The sequence below is a fragment of the Longimicrobium terrae genome (assembly GCF_014202995.1).
Taxonomy (GTDB): domain Bacteria; phylum Gemmatimonadota; class Gemmatimonadetes; order Longimicrobiales; family Longimicrobiaceae; genus Longimicrobium; species Longimicrobium terrae.
In genome coordinates this window covers 118,077-131,098 of sequence record NZ_JACHIA010000014.1, presented here as the reverse complement: position 1 = coordinate 131,098, position 13,022 = coordinate 118,077, and the positions used below count along the sequence as shown (strand labels likewise).

The following is a 13,022-nucleotide window of genomic DNA, read 5'->3' as shown; positions in this document are numbered from 1 at the left end:
GCGCTCCCCGGCGCAGGCGCGCCCGCGCACGCAGTCGGCGGCGCGGGCGCGGAGCATCGTCCACCGGCACACTCATGCCGCGCGGTTCTTGTCGATGATGGCCACCAGAATGATCAGGAAGGCGAACAGCCGCAGGCCGTACACCCACGGCACCAGCGCCGGATCATCATCCACCAGCGCCAGCACGATCCGCTGGATGCACAGCAGCAGAAAGGATACGGAGAACAGGGCGAACAGGCGGTCGCGCGTGTCCCGGTGAAAGCGCAGAAAGAAGAGCGCGGCCACCAGGTATCCCATCGCCAGCGCGCCGGCGAACAGCAGCCTCAGCGTTTGTCCCATACCAGCCCGTAAAGAAGGCAGACGATCCCCAGCAGCGCCGGCAGCGTGCGCCAGACGGACAGGTCGAGCGTGGCGGGCGTGTGCGCGTCGATGATGAGCATGAGGTTGTTGAGCGCGAACCCCACGAAGCACAGGCCGCTCCACAGCAGCAGCGGAACGCGGCTGTTTCCGTAGCCGCGCAGCAGCAGCACGGCGCACGCGGCGCTGGTCAGGGCGCACAGCAGATACAGAGCCGTGGTCATCAGCCGTCCCTGCGCAGGCGGAACGCGTCGGCCATGCTCTGGGCCGAGCTCTTGGGCTTCTCGAAGATGCTCTGGATCACGGCGATGCGGTTGGCGGCGTACGCGGCCGCGAGTTCGTCCACGCGGCGGTCCAGCGCGGGCGTGGACGGGGCGTAGCGGTACGAGGGATTGGCCGCGCCGTCCGACGCGGCAAAGCCGGAGTGCACCAGCGACTCCAGCCGCAGCAGCGCGGCGGCCGGCACGGTGTACACCGCCGGGCTCAGCGCCTCGGCGGTATAGCTCTGCCCCGGGTTGCGGTGCAGATACAGCAGAATCTCCAGCAACTCGGCGGAGTCGACGTGCTCTCCAATCAGCTGGCGGACGGACTCCGGAAGCGGTGCGGCCACGAATCCAGTCTACGGATGAATCAAGTACCTGCGCGAAGATCGCGGCGCACGCAGGATCGGGGCCTTTCCAGCGTAGATCATGAAACGGTTTTCTCACGCAGAGCAGCAGAAGAGCAGAGAACGGCCGTTTCCTCTGCGCCTCTGCTGCTCTGCGTGATGCGCCATTTTTTGTGACCACCGCGGTCCCGCCGCCAGTGATCCGCGCACGGCACCACGCTTGCCACCCCCCGCCGCCCCTTCCGGCGCCACGTCCGGCGCGGCCGAGGGAAAGCAACCGTACTCAGGTGAGTACCCAGGGAGGACAGCATGAACGCGATCAGCACTTCACCCATCCGCACCTTCGCCGCCCTTTGCAGCGTGGCGGTACTCGGTCTCAGCACGACGGGCTGTATGGGCGGCACCGGAATGTCGCCCGCCATGACGCAGCAGGCTTCGGCGATGCACCACTTTGCCATGGCCGTGCACATGGGCGAGCTGGAGGAGGCGCAGCTCGCGCTTTCCAGGACACAGAACGCACAGGTGCGCGCCTTTGCCCAGCAGATGGTGAACGACCACACCATCGGCATGCACATGGAAGAGCAGATGGCGATGTCGATGCACATGGACGACATGGGCAACGGCTCCTCGATGTCGGGCCGCGCCTCGATGGTGGGCACCGGCACCACGACGACCGGCGGCGGCGACCCGCTTGCCGCCAACGGCGGTGCGACCCGCCAGACGGGCAGCAGCAGCAGCAGCGCTGGTAACGGCTCCGCGATGGCTGGCGGAATGCCGATGCCGATGGACCCCGAGCACATGCAGCGAATGCGGGCCGAACTCGCCAGCAACCCGGCCAGCCGCCCCGTAGTGGAAGACCACATGCGCGGCATGCAGATGCTGCAGGGGCTGAGCGGTGCGCAGTTCGACCAGGCGTACATGACGCGCCAGGTGGGCCTGCACCGCTACGCGCTGGAGCAGATGGACCGCATGATGAGCGAGGTGAACATGGGGATGGGCACGTCCGGCGGCACCATGGACCACGGCGCCATGACCAGCGGCGGCGCGGCTGGCGGGGGCAGCGCGATGAACGCCGGCGCCATCACCATGGGCACGCGCGAGGGGATGATGACCATGCACATGCAGGAGCGGCAGATGGTTGCCATGCACCTGCAGCAGGCGCAGCAGATCGTCTCCTCCATGCGCTGAGCCGCGCCGGGATTCCGGTTCCGCGGGATGATCATCAAAAGGGTTCCGGCCACGCGCCGGAACCCTTTTTTGTCCTCGATCCTCATCCGTGACCTCCGTGCATCCTCCGTGACCTCCGTGAGAAACGGCAGTTCCCCTACGCCGCCGTGGGGGGAAAGTTTGCACGAATTCTCACAGTCCGCGCGAGAAGATGCCCATCAACCCTCCCCCAGTCTGTTTTGGGGGAGGGTGGGCCGGTGGTGCCGGCCCGGGTGGGGGCCGCCCGTGAACTCCGCTCCTCGCACCCGCATCCTGCACCGCGTTGCAGTATGTCCCGTCATCAAAAGAAAAACGCACCGCGAGCACGGGGGCTCGCGGTGCGTTTCGTTCATCAGATCGAGCTGCGTCCGGACAGGATCCCGGAGCGCCGCGGAATCAGATCAGCGCGTGGTCCGGGCCGTCGCCAGCTGGCGGACCGCGGCGGACAGCATGCGGACGCGCTCCGGGTCGGCGGCGCGCGCCACGTCGCGGTCCAGCGAAGTGGCCAGCGTGTTGAGCGCCGTGCGCCGGGTCGCACCGGACATCCGCTCCGCGCGCGACAGGCTGGTGCGGATGGCCGTGAGCCGCGACGGCACCAGCGCGTTGCCGCGGGCCAGCTGGTCCACGTAGGCGCGGGCGACCACGAAGGCGGCCGGCCACTCCAGGCGCTGCTGGTTCTGCGGGTTGAACTCGCGGAACGTCACCAGCTTGGCCGCGTCGATCTCGTTCTGCGAAAGCATGTCGCTGGGCTTCAGCTGGAACACGTCCAGCCCGCGGCCGATCTCCGAGCCGTAGATGTTGCCGTTGTACCAGTACGACGACCAGTATCCGCCAATGAGCATCTGGTTGGCGTCCTGCGGCCCGCGGTCAAAGAACGCGATCTCCACCGGGCGCGCGCCATCCGTGAAGTCCACGATGGAAATGCCGCCCTGGTACCACGACTGCACCTGGATGTCGCGCCCCGGCACCGGAATCAGCGAGCCGTTGTGCGCCACGCAGTTTTCCAGCGCGGTCTGCGCCGCCGGAAGCTTGTAGTAGCCCACCTGCGTGAGCTTGCGGTTCGTCAGCGTAAAGATCGCGTCCGCGCCCCACTCCGGACGGTCGGTGTCGCGGCAGCGCGGCGCCGTTCCCCCGCCCCACTCGTCGCTGAACAGCACCTTGGTGCCGTCGTTGTTGAACGTAGCCGAGTGCCAGTAGGCGAAGTTGGGGTCGCTCACCTGGTCGATGCGCACCGGGTTGGCCGGGTCGCGGATGTCCATCAGAATGCCGTTGCCCGAGCACGCGCCCGCCGCCAGCCCCATCTGCGGATACACGGTGATGTCGTGGCACTGGTTGGTCTGCGCGGTTGTCTGCGTGCCCTCGCCGTGGTTGCCGCCCTGCCACAGCCCGGCCGGCGATCCCTCGGCGTTGGCGAACACGCGCGGCATGCTCACGATGCGCGCTTCCTGCGGGCGCGCCACCGGAACCTGAATGACTTCGATGCGGAAGTACGAGGTGTTGGGGTCCTCGCTGGGACGGCGCCCCGAGCAGCCCGCAAGCTCGCTGGGCGAGCGCACCTGGCTGGTGCCCGACACGTACACGTACAGGTTGGCGGGGTCGCGCGGGTCCGGCACCAGCGTGTGCGTGTGCGAGCCGCGGCAGGTCTGCACGCTGGCCACCTGGCGCGGGTTGCGCACGTCACTGATGTCAAAGATGCGCACGCCGCGGAAGCGCTCGGTGCTCACGGTGTCGCGCACGCCCTGCGCGCCGCAGTCCAGCCGGCCGCGCGTTTCTTCCACCGAGAGGAAGAGCAGGTTGCGGTAGACGGACACGTCGCCCTGGCCGCCCGGGCAGGCGATGGTGGCCACCACCGCCGGGGTGCGCGGGTTGCTGATGTCAAACACCTGCACGCCGTGGTAGCTGCCCATGAACAGCCGGTTGCCGCTGAACGCCATGTCGGAATTGGCGAACGCGAAGTCACCGTTGTTGGCGGGATTGGAGAATCCCGGCGCCTTGTTGTGGTGGCCCACCAGTTCCATGTTGCGCGCGGCCTCGCCGGCGTCCATGAAGCCGGCCTTGAGCCCCACGCGCGGGTCCGGCTGGCGGGGCGCCTGCGCGGCCGCGTCCGTCGCGCCCAGCAGGCCGGCGGCCAGCACCACGGGCCACACGCGCGCGGCCATGCCGCGCGGGCGCCGCGTCGTTGCTTCGGTGTTCATCGTGATTGTCTTGATGTGAGGTGGGGGGAAACTTCCGCGGCCGGCCCTGGAGGGAGCCGGTCAGCGCTGGCGAGGGCCGGCCGCCGGCCCGTTCTGCAGTTGGCGCATGCGCTCGATCTCCATGCGCTGGTCCGCGTCCACGTCCGACGCAAACTGGTACATCTCCGAATCCTGGGCCGCGCCCTGCGTGGCGAACAGCTGCGACACCATGGTCAGCGCGCCCTGGTGGTGGCGGATCATGTACTCCAGGAACAGGCGGTCGAACTCGGGGCCGGTTGCGGCGCTCAGGCGCGCCAGTTCGTCCGTAGTCAGCATGCCGGGCATCATGGCGTGGCCGGGCATGTCGTGCCCCGCGTGCGCCGACGGGTCCGGCGCGGCCTGCCCGCGGGCGCGCAGCCACCGCTGCATCCGCGCGATCTCCTCGTGCTGCGAGGCGTCGATGCGCTCGGCGATCAGGCGGACGTCGGGGCGGGTGGTGCGCTGCGGAACCAGCGCCGTCATCACCAGCGCCTGGGCGTGATGGCCGATCATCCCCTGCATGAACGCCACGTCCCCGCGGTTCACGCCCGACGAGTCCCCGCCCGCCGGCGTCGCCGTCGATGAGGCGCCGTGCATGTGGGCGTGGTCCTGCATGGCGGGCGCGGGCGCCGGCGTGGTCGTGGTGCCCGGCGAGGTGCCGCACGCCGCGAGCAGCGCCAGGCTCAGCGCGGCCGCGGACGGGATCCAGCGTGACGATCTCAGCATTCCGTCCGTGCTTCGCGTGTGGATACGTCTGATGCGCGGTATTCCGTATACCGCACAATGGCTCGCGCGCTGGTACCCCGCAAGAGCGTGCGAAAGGTCCCCGTTCTCCGCGCCTCTGCTCGCCGATGCGCTCCGGCGGATGGTCCGCCAGGCACCCGCAAACCGCCTGCTTGCGACCGCGCGCCGCACCGCTGAGCGCAACGACCTCCGCGGAGCTTCACGCCCACGGCGTCTCCCGAGAGGATGTTCGAATACGGTCTTCGGAGCCCACGCTGCCCGATGAAAACACGCACCACGCATCGCATCCCACGCATCACGCCCCAAGGCGTCATCCTGAGGGAGCGTGCGCCGTGCTCTCCTCAGCGCCGAGCTCTGCTCGACCGAAGGATCTAGCCTGCGCCAAGCCAACGTCGCGTTCCGCACCACAGTTTCTCACGCGGATTGCCTTCCTCACCGCACCTTGTGCGCGTCGGCTGTGGCGTGACACGTATTCAAGGACATCCGTGGCGGTGCCCATTGGGCTGTGGCTGGTGAAGCCTCACATCTGTTCGTGAGGCTTTCCGCTGTTGTCGCGGCAACTTCAGTGCTCCAGCATTCGCGACGTCCTTCCCCGCCCGATGCCCATCGAGGACAGATGACCCACCGCTGGCGAGCGGGCAAGTCCCGCCCTGCGCCACCTCGGTCAAAAGACGCGATCAGGTGGAGCGGTGGCGGATTCCGGCCTGCTCGAGCGGATTGGGTGCTCTCTCAAAAATGCGGATGAACTCAGCGCGGGCGCATCCGGCGGCGCCGTCCGCCGCTCCGCAGGGGAGGACAGATCAGACGTGCGCTGCGTTGGATGGTCCGCGTTTCACGCCACGTCCGTCCACGTCCAAAGGCCGGTGAACTCCCGCAGCCGCGGACGCTCCCCCGGCCCGATCTCGCGCGCCGTCTCCTCGCCAAAGAAGAACGTCACCAGTTCCTCCGCCGTGCGCCGGTCCGCGAACTCGTAATCCGTCTCCACGACGGATCGCGTGAAGCCGAACACGTCCTCCATCCGCCGGTAGTAGCGCTCCAGCCCCGGCGTGGGCGCGCCAGCGGACGGCGTTCCCGTCCCCAGTGTTTCCAGGATCACGGCCGTCCCGCCCGGGCGCAGGCAGCGGCGCATTTCCCCGATCGCGCGGTCGATCTCCGCCTCGGCGGAGGCCTCGTGCCAGTCGCAGAAGTGCCCGAACACCCACCCCGCGATCGCCACGTCCGCCCACCCGTCGCGCATCGGAAGCGCCCGCGCATCCGCCGTGCAGAACCCGATGGTCCGCGCCGCGCCAAGTCCGTTTTCCGCTACCCGCAGCATCGCCTCGGAGCCCTCCGTCGCAACGATCCGCGCCGAGTGCGGCAGCATGCGCGTCAGCCGCCCCGTCCCCGCGCCGACCTCCAGCACCCGCTCGCACCGTGGCGGGATCAGTTCGTTGATGATGCGCGGCAGGTTCCCCCGCCAGTCCTCCGCCCGCACCAGCCGGTCATACGCATCCGCCTGCTCGGCATAGATCTGATGATAGTCGACCATGTGATCCGTCGTTGTTCCGTTCGCGCGGGGGCCTGTCCCGCGATTCCGTCAGCGCTGCGGGCGGTACGGTGGATGGCGGGCCAGGATTGACGCACCTCACAGAAACGGACATCATATGCCCGTTCTGATTCCATCCCGCCCAACTTCCGTTCCGGAGAAAGCACGATGAAGAAGCTGTCGCTGACGCTTGAGTCGCTCACCGTGGAGTCGTTCGCCACCGACGCTTCCACCGGAGCGCGCGGCACCGTGGAAGGGCGCGATGGCACCACGTACGCCGACGAGAGCTGCAACGGAACCTGCATTAACACCTGCTATCCCGCCAGCTGTCTGTCGTGCGCGTTCACGTGCGAGCAGACCTGCAACGGCTGTGGCGGGAGCGGTGCGTACACCTGCGGCGGCAACACCTGCCAGGGAACGTGCGACTACGCCACCTGCGCCCAGCCGGAAACCTGCTGGCTGAACATCTGCTGATCCGGCGCGACGTATCTGGGGCTTTCGACGCCTTCCGCTGATGGCCGAAACAGAAAGGGTCCCCGTAAGACAACGTGCGAGGACCCTTTCCTGATGGCTCGACGCCTAGATGTAGCAGTTGTTGGTGGGAGCCGGTTCGTGGCAGACGCTGTGACAGCTGAGCTGGCAGGTGTACACGCACGACGCACACGTTTCCGCGCACGTGTTCCAGCACGTCTGCACGCAGCTGGCGCACGAGCCGTTGCACGACACGTAGTTGGTGCCGCAGTACCCCTGGTAGTCGCTCGCCGGCTCCTCCGGCGGAACCACGATGTGCGCGCGCACCGTTCCCGCACCGTCATCCACACCGGGAATGGCGAACGATTCCACCGAAAGCTGGTCGATGTTCAGGCGAAGCTTGCTCTTCATGGCATCCTCCAAGAGTCGATTGCCGCCACGCGCGACCGCGAGAACGGACAGGGTAGATCCATCATTTCGCCCCAGCAAACACGCATATATTACGCCGTTTTTGTCGATCGGGCAACGGCACCGCGGGACCCGCGGTAACGGCGCTGGCGGAATCTGTCCTGCCGGATGGCGGCCCGTGATTCTTTCGGGAGAGATTCGGTCCGCGTACAATGATGCGGAGAGGCCACCTTCCCCGTGCGCTCTCGATACCCCTTCCCACCCCGCGCGATGACTCTCCCCTCCCACGACGGGCCGATGCACCCGCCTGGCTCGGCGATGGCGGGAGATGAGCCGCGTGTGTCGCGCGAAGACGAGTGGCTGTGGGGATGGGATCGCACGCCGGGGATCGTTTCCGTGTGGGCGGAGCCCAGCGGCCGCGCCATCGTCTGGCGGCGGATTCCGGACACCGGCGCGCTCGTCCGCGAGGATGAGCGCTATCGGCCGTGGATTCTGCTGGACCGGATGGATGATCTGCACCATCTCGGTTCCCGCCTTGCCCGCGACGGCGGCGACGCTCCGTTCCGGTTCCGCGAGCTGGACGGCCCGGGCGCGCTCCGCTTCCTGGTTTCCGCCGAGGATGGAGCGGCGCTGGCCAACGCGGTGCTGCACGGCGCCTCCCGCCGCCTGAACCAGCAACTGCGCCATCTGCGCGACCTTGGCCCCGGCTCCGCCTTCGCGCTTCCGCCCGAGGAGCAGTACCTGGTGGCCACCGGGCGTACGTATTTTCGCGACCTCGCCTTCGATCAACTGCATCGCCTGCAGTTCGACCTGGAAACGACGGGGCTGGACGCCACGCGCAACCGCATCTTCATGGTGGCCGTGCTGGATGCGTCCGGCGCGCCGCACGTTCTGGAAGCGGACGGCGAGGGCGACGCGGCCGAGGCGGACCTCATCCGCCGGCTGGTGGCGCTGATTTGCGAGGCCGATCCGGACGTCATCGAGAACCATAACCTGCACGGGTTCGACCTCCCCTTTCTGGCCACGCGCGCGCGCAAACTCGGCGTGCCGCTCGCGCTGGGGCGGCTGGCGAAGCTGGGCCTGCGCGAGCGCGCGGCCCGGCGCGGCACCGCGCGCGGCGACGATCCCAGCCGCCGCGTGCGCTTCGTGGCGCCCGGCCGCGAGCTGATCGACACGATGGACGCGGTGATGCGCTACGATTTCTCCGCGCGCGAGCTGCCGGGGCACGGGCTCAAGGCCGTCGCCCGGCACTTGGGTGTCGCGGCGCCGGACCGCGAATACGTGCCCGGCGCGCAGATCCATACCATCTACCGCACCGACCCCGAGCGCATCCGCCGCTACGCCACGGACGACGTAGAGGAGGTCGCCGCCATCTCGCGCGTGCTGGGCGGCGCCGCGTTCGCGCTGGCCCGCATGGCGCCGCGCCGGTACGAGCGGCTGGCGGACGCCGGCCCCGCCACGGGCGTCATCGACCCGCTGCTCGTGCGCGCGTATCTGCGCGCGGGGGCGGCGCTTCCCGCGCACGCGCCCTGGGACGGCACCCCGCACAGCGGCGCCGCCCTGCACCTTTTTGCGACAGGCGTGGCCCGCCGCGTGGTGAAGGCCGACGTCGCCAGCCTGTACCCGTCGCTCATGCGCGCCTATCGCATCGGGCCGGCGCCGGACCACCTGGGCGCGCTGGTGGCGCTGGTGGACCGCCTGGTGGAGCAGCGGCTGGCGGCAAAGGCGAGCGGCCGCGCCGCGCCCCCCGGCTCCGCCGAGCGCCACACGCACGAGGCCATGTCCGCGGCCATGAAGCTGCTGGTCAACTCCGCGTACGGCTATCTGGCGGCGGGCGGCGGGCTTACGCGCTTTGCGGACGTGCACGCCGCCAACGAAGTCACCCGCCGCGGGCGCGAGACACTCAACTTCATGTGCCGCGAACTGGCTGCGCGGGGCGTAACCCTGCTGGAAGCGGACACGGACGGTGTGTACTTCGCCGTTCCGGAGGGCTGGACGGAGGCGGACGAGCGGCGCGTGGTGGCGGAGGTGGACGCCCTTCTGCCGCCACTGGTGCAACTGGAGTTCGACGGCCGGTACGCGGCGATGCTTTCGCACGAGCCCAAGAACTACGCGCTCCTGGGCTACGACGGCACGCTGCTGCTGCGCGGCGTCGCCTTTCGCTCCAGCCGGTCGGAGCCGTATGGCGAGGCGTTTCTGCGGCGCGCCCTCCCGCTCCTGTTCGCGGGCGACATCACCGGGTTGCGGGGCGAGTACCTGGCCACGCTGCGCGCCCTGCGCACGCGCGAACTGTCGACGTACGATGTATCGTCGCGCGTGCGGCTCACCAAGTCGCCTGAGCGGTACGCGGAAACCCGCGAGACGCGGCGCGAACTGGCGTACGAGGCGCTGCTCGCCAGCGGGCGCACCCGCTGGCGCGTGGGCGAGCGGGTGCGCGTGTACCGCACGCAGGGTGGCGGCGCGGGCGTGGTCGCGTCCACGGATGACGACACGGGCGGCGTCTCGGACCCGCGCGACTACGACGTAGACCACTATTCCCGCCTGCTGCGCGACACCTTTGCCGTGCGCCTCGCCCGCGCGCTGACGGCGGCCGACTTCGCGGAAGTGTTCGCGGCGGCGGACCAGCTTTCTCTCTTTGCGCCATCCACCGCGAGCATGCACACCGTCCTCGACTCACGCCCCGTCCCCGCCAGCACCGCTCCGTCCGCCGCGGCCATCACGTCATAGGAGAGTGCGTTCGAGAGGCGACGGTGAGCCGCAAGGCAAACCGTGGGTCATCCCCGTGCTGAGCCGCGGAGTGAGCGTTTTGCTCGCGTGTGGCGGGAGGTGAGTGGCGCTCAACAAAGTGCTTGGCGAACGCGGCGCGGACGATTAGACTGCGCGCTCCACGCTCGTTCCGCCGCCCCCAAAACGGAGACCCCGATGGCCCAGGACGAAGCTCCCACCGTATTGGACGGCGACGTGATCGTGCTCGCGGGGACGATGAAGGGCGCGTTCGTGCTCACGTCCGACCGCGAGCGGCGGGAGTGGCGGACGTACGGCCCGTACTTTCGCGGCGAGACTGTGTACTCGCTCGCGTTCGACCAGCGCGGCGGGCGGCGGCGCATTCTGGCGGGGACGCAGAGTTTTCACTGGGGGAGCGTGGTGCGCGCCAGCGACGACTTCGGCGCCACGTGGTCCGCGCCGGACCGCAAGAACGTCCGCTTTCCCGAGGATTCGGGGCTGGCGCTCAACAACATCTGGCAGCTGCATCCCGGGCCGGCCGCGGAGCCGGAGGTGATGTACGCCGGCGTGGAGCCCGCCGCGCTCTTCACCTCGCGCGACGCAGGCGAAACCTGGGCGCCCGTGGAGGGGCTGCTGAACCACGAGCACCGGCCGCGCTGGCAGCCGGGTGGCGGCGGGCTGTGCCTGCACACCATCGTCACGGATCCGGCGGATTCGGCGCGGATGGGCGTGGCCATCTCCACCGCCGGCTTTTACCGCACGGACGATGGCGGAAAAAGCTGGACGCCGCGCAACGCGGGCGTGCGCTGCGTCTTTCAGCCGGACCAGTATCCGGAATTCGGGCAGTGCGTGCACAAGGTCGTCAACCACCCGTCGCGGCCGGAGCGGCTGTTTCTGCAGAACCACTGGGGGCTGTACCGAAGCGACGACTGGGGCGACAGCTGGACGGACATCGCCAACGGCGTTCCATCGGACTTCGGCTTCGCCATGCAGATGCACCCGGCCGATCCCGACACCGTCTACATCATCCCGCTGGAATCCGACGAGTTCCGCTGCGTGCCTGAGGCCAGGATGCGCGTCTACCGCACGCGTGACGCGGGCGCCTCGTGGCAGCCGCTGACGGAGGGGCTCCCGCAGGAAAACGCGTACGAGACGGTGCTGCGCGATTCCATGACGTCGGACGGCGGCGCGCCCGCGGGCATCTACTTCGGGACGCGCAGCGGGCGGCTGTTCGGCTCGGCGGATGACGGCGACTCGTGGCGGGAACTCAGCGGTGTGCTGCCGCCCATTGTGTGCGTGCGCGCCGCCGTGGTGGGCGTATGAGCACGGCGGCGGTCCAGGCGGGCGCAATCACGTTCGAGCTTCCCGGCGCGCTGCGGCCGTACGCGGGCGGGCTCGCCACGGTGGCGTGCGAGGATGCGGGCACGACGGTGGGCGATGCGCTGCACACCCTGCACGCGCTCCACCCCGGCGTGGTGGAGCGCGTGCTGGACGAACCGGGCGATGTGCGGCGGCACGTGAACGTGTTTGTGGATGGCGAGAACATCCGCTTTCTGGATGGATTGCGGACGCCGCTTCCCGCCGCGGCCACCATCACCATCATCGCCGCCGTCAGCGGCGGCTGATGGTCATCATCGGATGACGGTGAAAGGTGTTCAGCGAATGAGGTGATCGCGATCAGCCGCGCGGTGGACCATCGGGTGCCGCGTGGGCGATTGGTCGAACGACCATCATCCATCATCAACAGTTCTGATCCGCGGAAGCACGCCACCGCGGCCGAGGGCGTACTCGCGTCAGGCAGATCGCGCGGTAGCGGCCACGAGAGAGCATCCTTCGCGGACGCGCACAGTACGCGAGAGTATCCTTTTCCGACGGTTCCAGCTAGATTGGATTCATCCATCGACCCACTCACGCTGGAGGAGCCATGAAGAAGATTCGCCTGGACGTCGCCGAACTCGAGGTTTCGTCGTTCACGACCGCGGAGTTCAACGAGCAGCGCGGAACGGTGCGCGGAAACAGCGGCTACACCTGCTACGCCACCGTCGCCGTCATCCGTACGCAGTGCGCCTACTACCCCGTCTCGTACTGGGGCGAGCAGACGTGCACGTGTCCCATGGTGCGCTACACCGATGACCCGCGCGACTGCCCGCCCATTCTGCAGCCCAATCCCACGATCGTGGACCCCACGTGCCCCGGCGTGACCGGCTGCTGATCCGCCGAATGCAGAAGCACGCCACCGATGCGGAGGCGTGCTTCTGTCATTCAGATCCCGTCATCAACGACTTCGTGCAGTCGCTGCGTACGGCACTCTGCCGGAGGTAATTCCTCCCGCGGATCGGGATCGCGGGCAGGGACCGCCGTGGGGCGGCCGTCCGCGCCCATGGCGACCAGGACGAACTCGCCGCGGCAGGCCAGGATGCGCTCGTCGCGGTCCATGAGCTCCACGTACATCTCCACGGGAATCGTCATGGAGGTGCGGCCCGTGGCGCTGATCCATGCCACCACCTCGGCGATGGAGCCTTCGGGAACGGGCTGCTTGAAGCTGATTTCGCTGGAGTGCACCGTCACCACCTTGGTGCGGCACCAGCGCGTGCCACAGATGAACGCGGCCTGGTCCATCCACGCCATTGCGGTACCGCCGAACAGCGTGTGGTAGTGGTTGGTGTGACTGGGAAACACGGAAAACACCATCCGCGTTTCGGCGGGAAGCATGGGCATGTGCAGATCGGGTTCAGGATCGGAAATGATCAGCCGCGCGGTCCTCACG

At 68.6% G+C, this 13,022-nt stretch carries 14 protein-coding genes; 6 read left to right on the top strand and 8 right to left on the bottom strand.

Annotation, left to right across the window (positions count from 1 at the left end; all coding sequences use genetic code 11):
• Positions 1–72: 72 nt before the first annotated feature.
• The 3 genes from HNQ61_RS19630 to HNQ61_RS19620 are packed head-to-tail and all read right to left on the bottom strand — an operon-like array spanning position 73 to position 967.
• The gene (locus tag HNQ61_RS19630) at positions 73–339 is read right to left on the bottom strand and encodes a DUF5985 family protein (RefSeq protein WP_170036573.1); all 267 of its coding nucleotides are present in this window, start codon (positions 337–339) and stop codon (positions 73–75) included.
• On the bottom strand, positions 324–581 hold the full coding sequence (locus HNQ61_RS19625; protein WP_170036571.1) for a DUF5985 family protein: 258 nt from the start codon (positions 579–581) through the stop codon (positions 324–326). Before HNQ61_RS19625 ends, HNQ61_RS19630 begins: the two co-directional genes overlap by 16 nt.
• On the bottom strand, positions 581–967 hold the full coding sequence (locus HNQ61_RS19620) for a hypothetical protein (protein ID WP_170036569.1): 387 nt from the start codon (positions 965–967) through the stop codon (positions 581–583). Before HNQ61_RS19620 ends, HNQ61_RS19625 begins: the two co-directional genes overlap by 1 nt.
• 306 nt (positions 968–1,273) lie before the next feature.
• Here HNQ61_RS19620 and HNQ61_RS19615 point away from each other — a divergent pair, with 306 nt between their 5' ends.
• Positions 1,274–2,152, top strand: coding sequence for a DUF4142 domain-containing protein (locus HNQ61_RS19615; protein ID WP_170036567.1), 879 nt, complete (start codon positions 1,274–1,276; stop codon positions 2,150–2,152).
• 419 nt (positions 2,153–2,571) lie between these two features.
• Here HNQ61_RS19615 and HNQ61_RS19610 read toward each other — a convergent pair whose 3' ends face one another.
• From HNQ61_RS19610 to HNQ61_RS19600, 3 genes are all read right to left on the bottom strand, one after another.
• Positions 2,572–4,365 carry an LVIVD repeat-containing protein gene (locus tag HNQ61_RS19610; RefSeq protein WP_183685742.1) on the bottom strand — a complete coding sequence of 598 codons (1,794 nt, stop codon included), beginning with the start codon at positions 4,363–4,365 and terminating at the stop codon, positions 2,572–2,574.
• Positions 4,366–4,425: 60 nt separating this feature from the next.
• The gene (locus HNQ61_RS19605) at positions 4,426–5,109 is read right to left on the bottom strand and encodes a DUF305 domain-containing protein (RefSeq protein WP_170036565.1); all 684 of its coding nucleotides are present in this window, start codon (positions 5,107–5,109) and stop codon (positions 4,426–4,428) included.
• An 850-nt stretch (positions 5,110–5,959) separates the two neighbouring features.
• Positions 5,960–6,655 carry a class I SAM-dependent methyltransferase gene (locus HNQ61_RS19600; RefSeq protein ID WP_170036563.1) on the bottom strand — a complete coding sequence of 232 codons (696 nt, stop codon included), beginning with the start codon at positions 6,653–6,655 and terminating at the stop codon, positions 5,960–5,962.
• 165 nt (positions 6,656–6,820) lie between these two features.
• Between HNQ61_RS19600 and HNQ61_RS19595 the strand changes: the two genes are divergently transcribed.
• Positions 6,821–7,126, top strand: coding sequence for a pinensin family lanthipeptide (locus HNQ61_RS19595; protein WP_170036561.1), 306 nt, complete (start codon positions 6,821–6,823; stop codon positions 7,124–7,126).
• 105 nt (positions 7,127–7,231) lie between these two features.
• Here the strand turns inward: HNQ61_RS19595 and HNQ61_RS19590 are convergent, their stop codons facing one another.
• Positions 7,232–7,534 (bottom strand): hypothetical protein, encoded by a 303-nt coding sequence (locus HNQ61_RS19590; protein ID WP_170036559.1) that lies wholly within the window; start codon positions 7,532–7,534, stop codon positions 7,232–7,234.
• 294 nt (positions 7,535–7,828) lie between these two features.
• On the opposite strand from HNQ61_RS19590, the gene HNQ61_RS19585 reads away from it, so the two are divergent.
• From HNQ61_RS19585 to HNQ61_RS19570, 4 genes are all read left to right on the top strand, one after another.
• Positions 7,829–10,258, top strand: a complete 2,430-nt coding sequence (locus HNQ61_RS19585) for a ribonuclease H-like domain-containing protein (RefSeq protein ID WP_205761836.1) — start codon at positions 7,829–7,831, stop codon at positions 10,256–10,258.
• A 195-nt stretch (positions 10,259–10,453) separates the two neighbouring features.
• On the top strand, positions 10,454–11,578 hold the full coding sequence (locus HNQ61_RS19580) for a WD40/YVTN/BNR-like repeat-containing protein (protein WP_170036557.1): 1,125 nt from the start codon (positions 10,454–10,456) through the stop codon (positions 11,576–11,578).
• Positions 11,575–11,880, top strand: a complete 306-nt coding sequence (locus HNQ61_RS19575) for a MoaD/ThiS family protein (RefSeq protein ID WP_170036555.1) — start codon at positions 11,575–11,577, stop codon at positions 11,878–11,880. The genes HNQ61_RS19580 and HNQ61_RS19575 overlap by 4 nt, the downstream gene beginning before the upstream one ends.
• Before the next feature lie 299 nt (positions 11,881–12,179).
• Positions 12,180–12,467 carry a hypothetical protein gene (locus HNQ61_RS19570; RefSeq protein WP_170036553.1) on the top strand — a complete coding sequence of 96 codons (288 nt, stop codon included), beginning with the start codon at positions 12,180–12,182 and terminating at the stop codon, positions 12,465–12,467.
• A gap of 50 nt (positions 12,468–12,517) precedes the next feature.
• Here the strand turns inward: HNQ61_RS19570 and HNQ61_RS19565 are convergent, their stop codons facing one another.
• Complete coding sequence (locus HNQ61_RS19565; protein ID WP_205761834.1) at positions 12,518–12,973, bottom strand: acyl-CoA thioesterase; 456 nt, start codon at positions 12,971–12,973, stop codon at positions 12,518–12,520.
• Positions 12,974–13,022: the final 49 nt, after the last annotated feature.

Bases quoted from the DNA above. Each gene is read 5' to 3' on its own strand.
- HNQ61_RS19580 (WP_170036557.1), top strand. From the start codon at position 10,454: ATGGCCCAGGACGAAGCTCCCACCGTATTGGACGGCGACGTGATCGTG.
- HNQ61_RS19615 (WP_170036567.1), top strand. From the start codon at position 1,274: ATGAACGCGATCAGCACTTCACCCATCCGCACCTTCGCCGCCCTTTGC.
- HNQ61_RS19585 (WP_205761836.1), top strand. From the start codon at position 7,829: ATGCACCCGCCTGGCTCGGCGATGGCGGGAGATGAGCCGCGTGTGTCG.
- HNQ61_RS19565 (WP_205761834.1), bottom strand. From the start codon at position 12,973: ATGCCCATGCTTCCCGCCGAAACGCGGATGGTGTTTTCCGTGTTTCCC.
- HNQ61_RS19610 (WP_183685742.1), bottom strand. From the start codon at position 4,365: ATGAACACCGAAGCAACGACGCGGCGCCCGCGCGGCATGGCCGCGCGC.
- HNQ61_RS19600 (WP_170036563.1), bottom strand. From the start codon at position 6,655: ATGGTCGACTATCATCAGATCTATGCCGAGCAGGCGGATGCGTATGAC.
- HNQ61_RS19630 (WP_170036573.1), bottom strand. From the start codon at position 339: ATGGGACAAACGCTGAGGCTGCTGTTCGCCGGCGCGCTGGCGATGGGA.
- HNQ61_RS19605 (WP_170036565.1), bottom strand. From the start codon at position 5,109: ATGCTGAGATCGTCACGCTGGATCCCGTCCGCGGCCGCGCTGAGCCTG.
- HNQ61_RS19625 (WP_170036571.1), bottom strand. From the start codon at position 581: ATGACCACGGCTCTGTATCTGCTGTGCGCCCTGACCAGCGCCGCGTGC.
- HNQ61_RS19595 (WP_170036561.1), top strand. From the start codon at position 6,821: ATGAAGAAGCTGTCGCTGACGCTTGAGTCGCTCACCGTGGAGTCGTTC.
- HNQ61_RS19575 (WP_170036555.1), top strand. From the start codon at position 11,575: ATGAGCACGGCGGCGGTCCAGGCGGGCGCAATCACGTTCGAGCTTCCC.
- HNQ61_RS19570 (WP_170036553.1), top strand. From the start codon at position 12,180: ATGAAGAAGATTCGCCTGGACGTCGCCGAACTCGAGGTTTCGTCGTTC.
- HNQ61_RS19590 (WP_170036559.1), bottom strand. From the start codon at position 7,534: ATGAAGAGCAAGCTTCGCCTGAACATCGACCAGCTTTCGGTGGAATCG.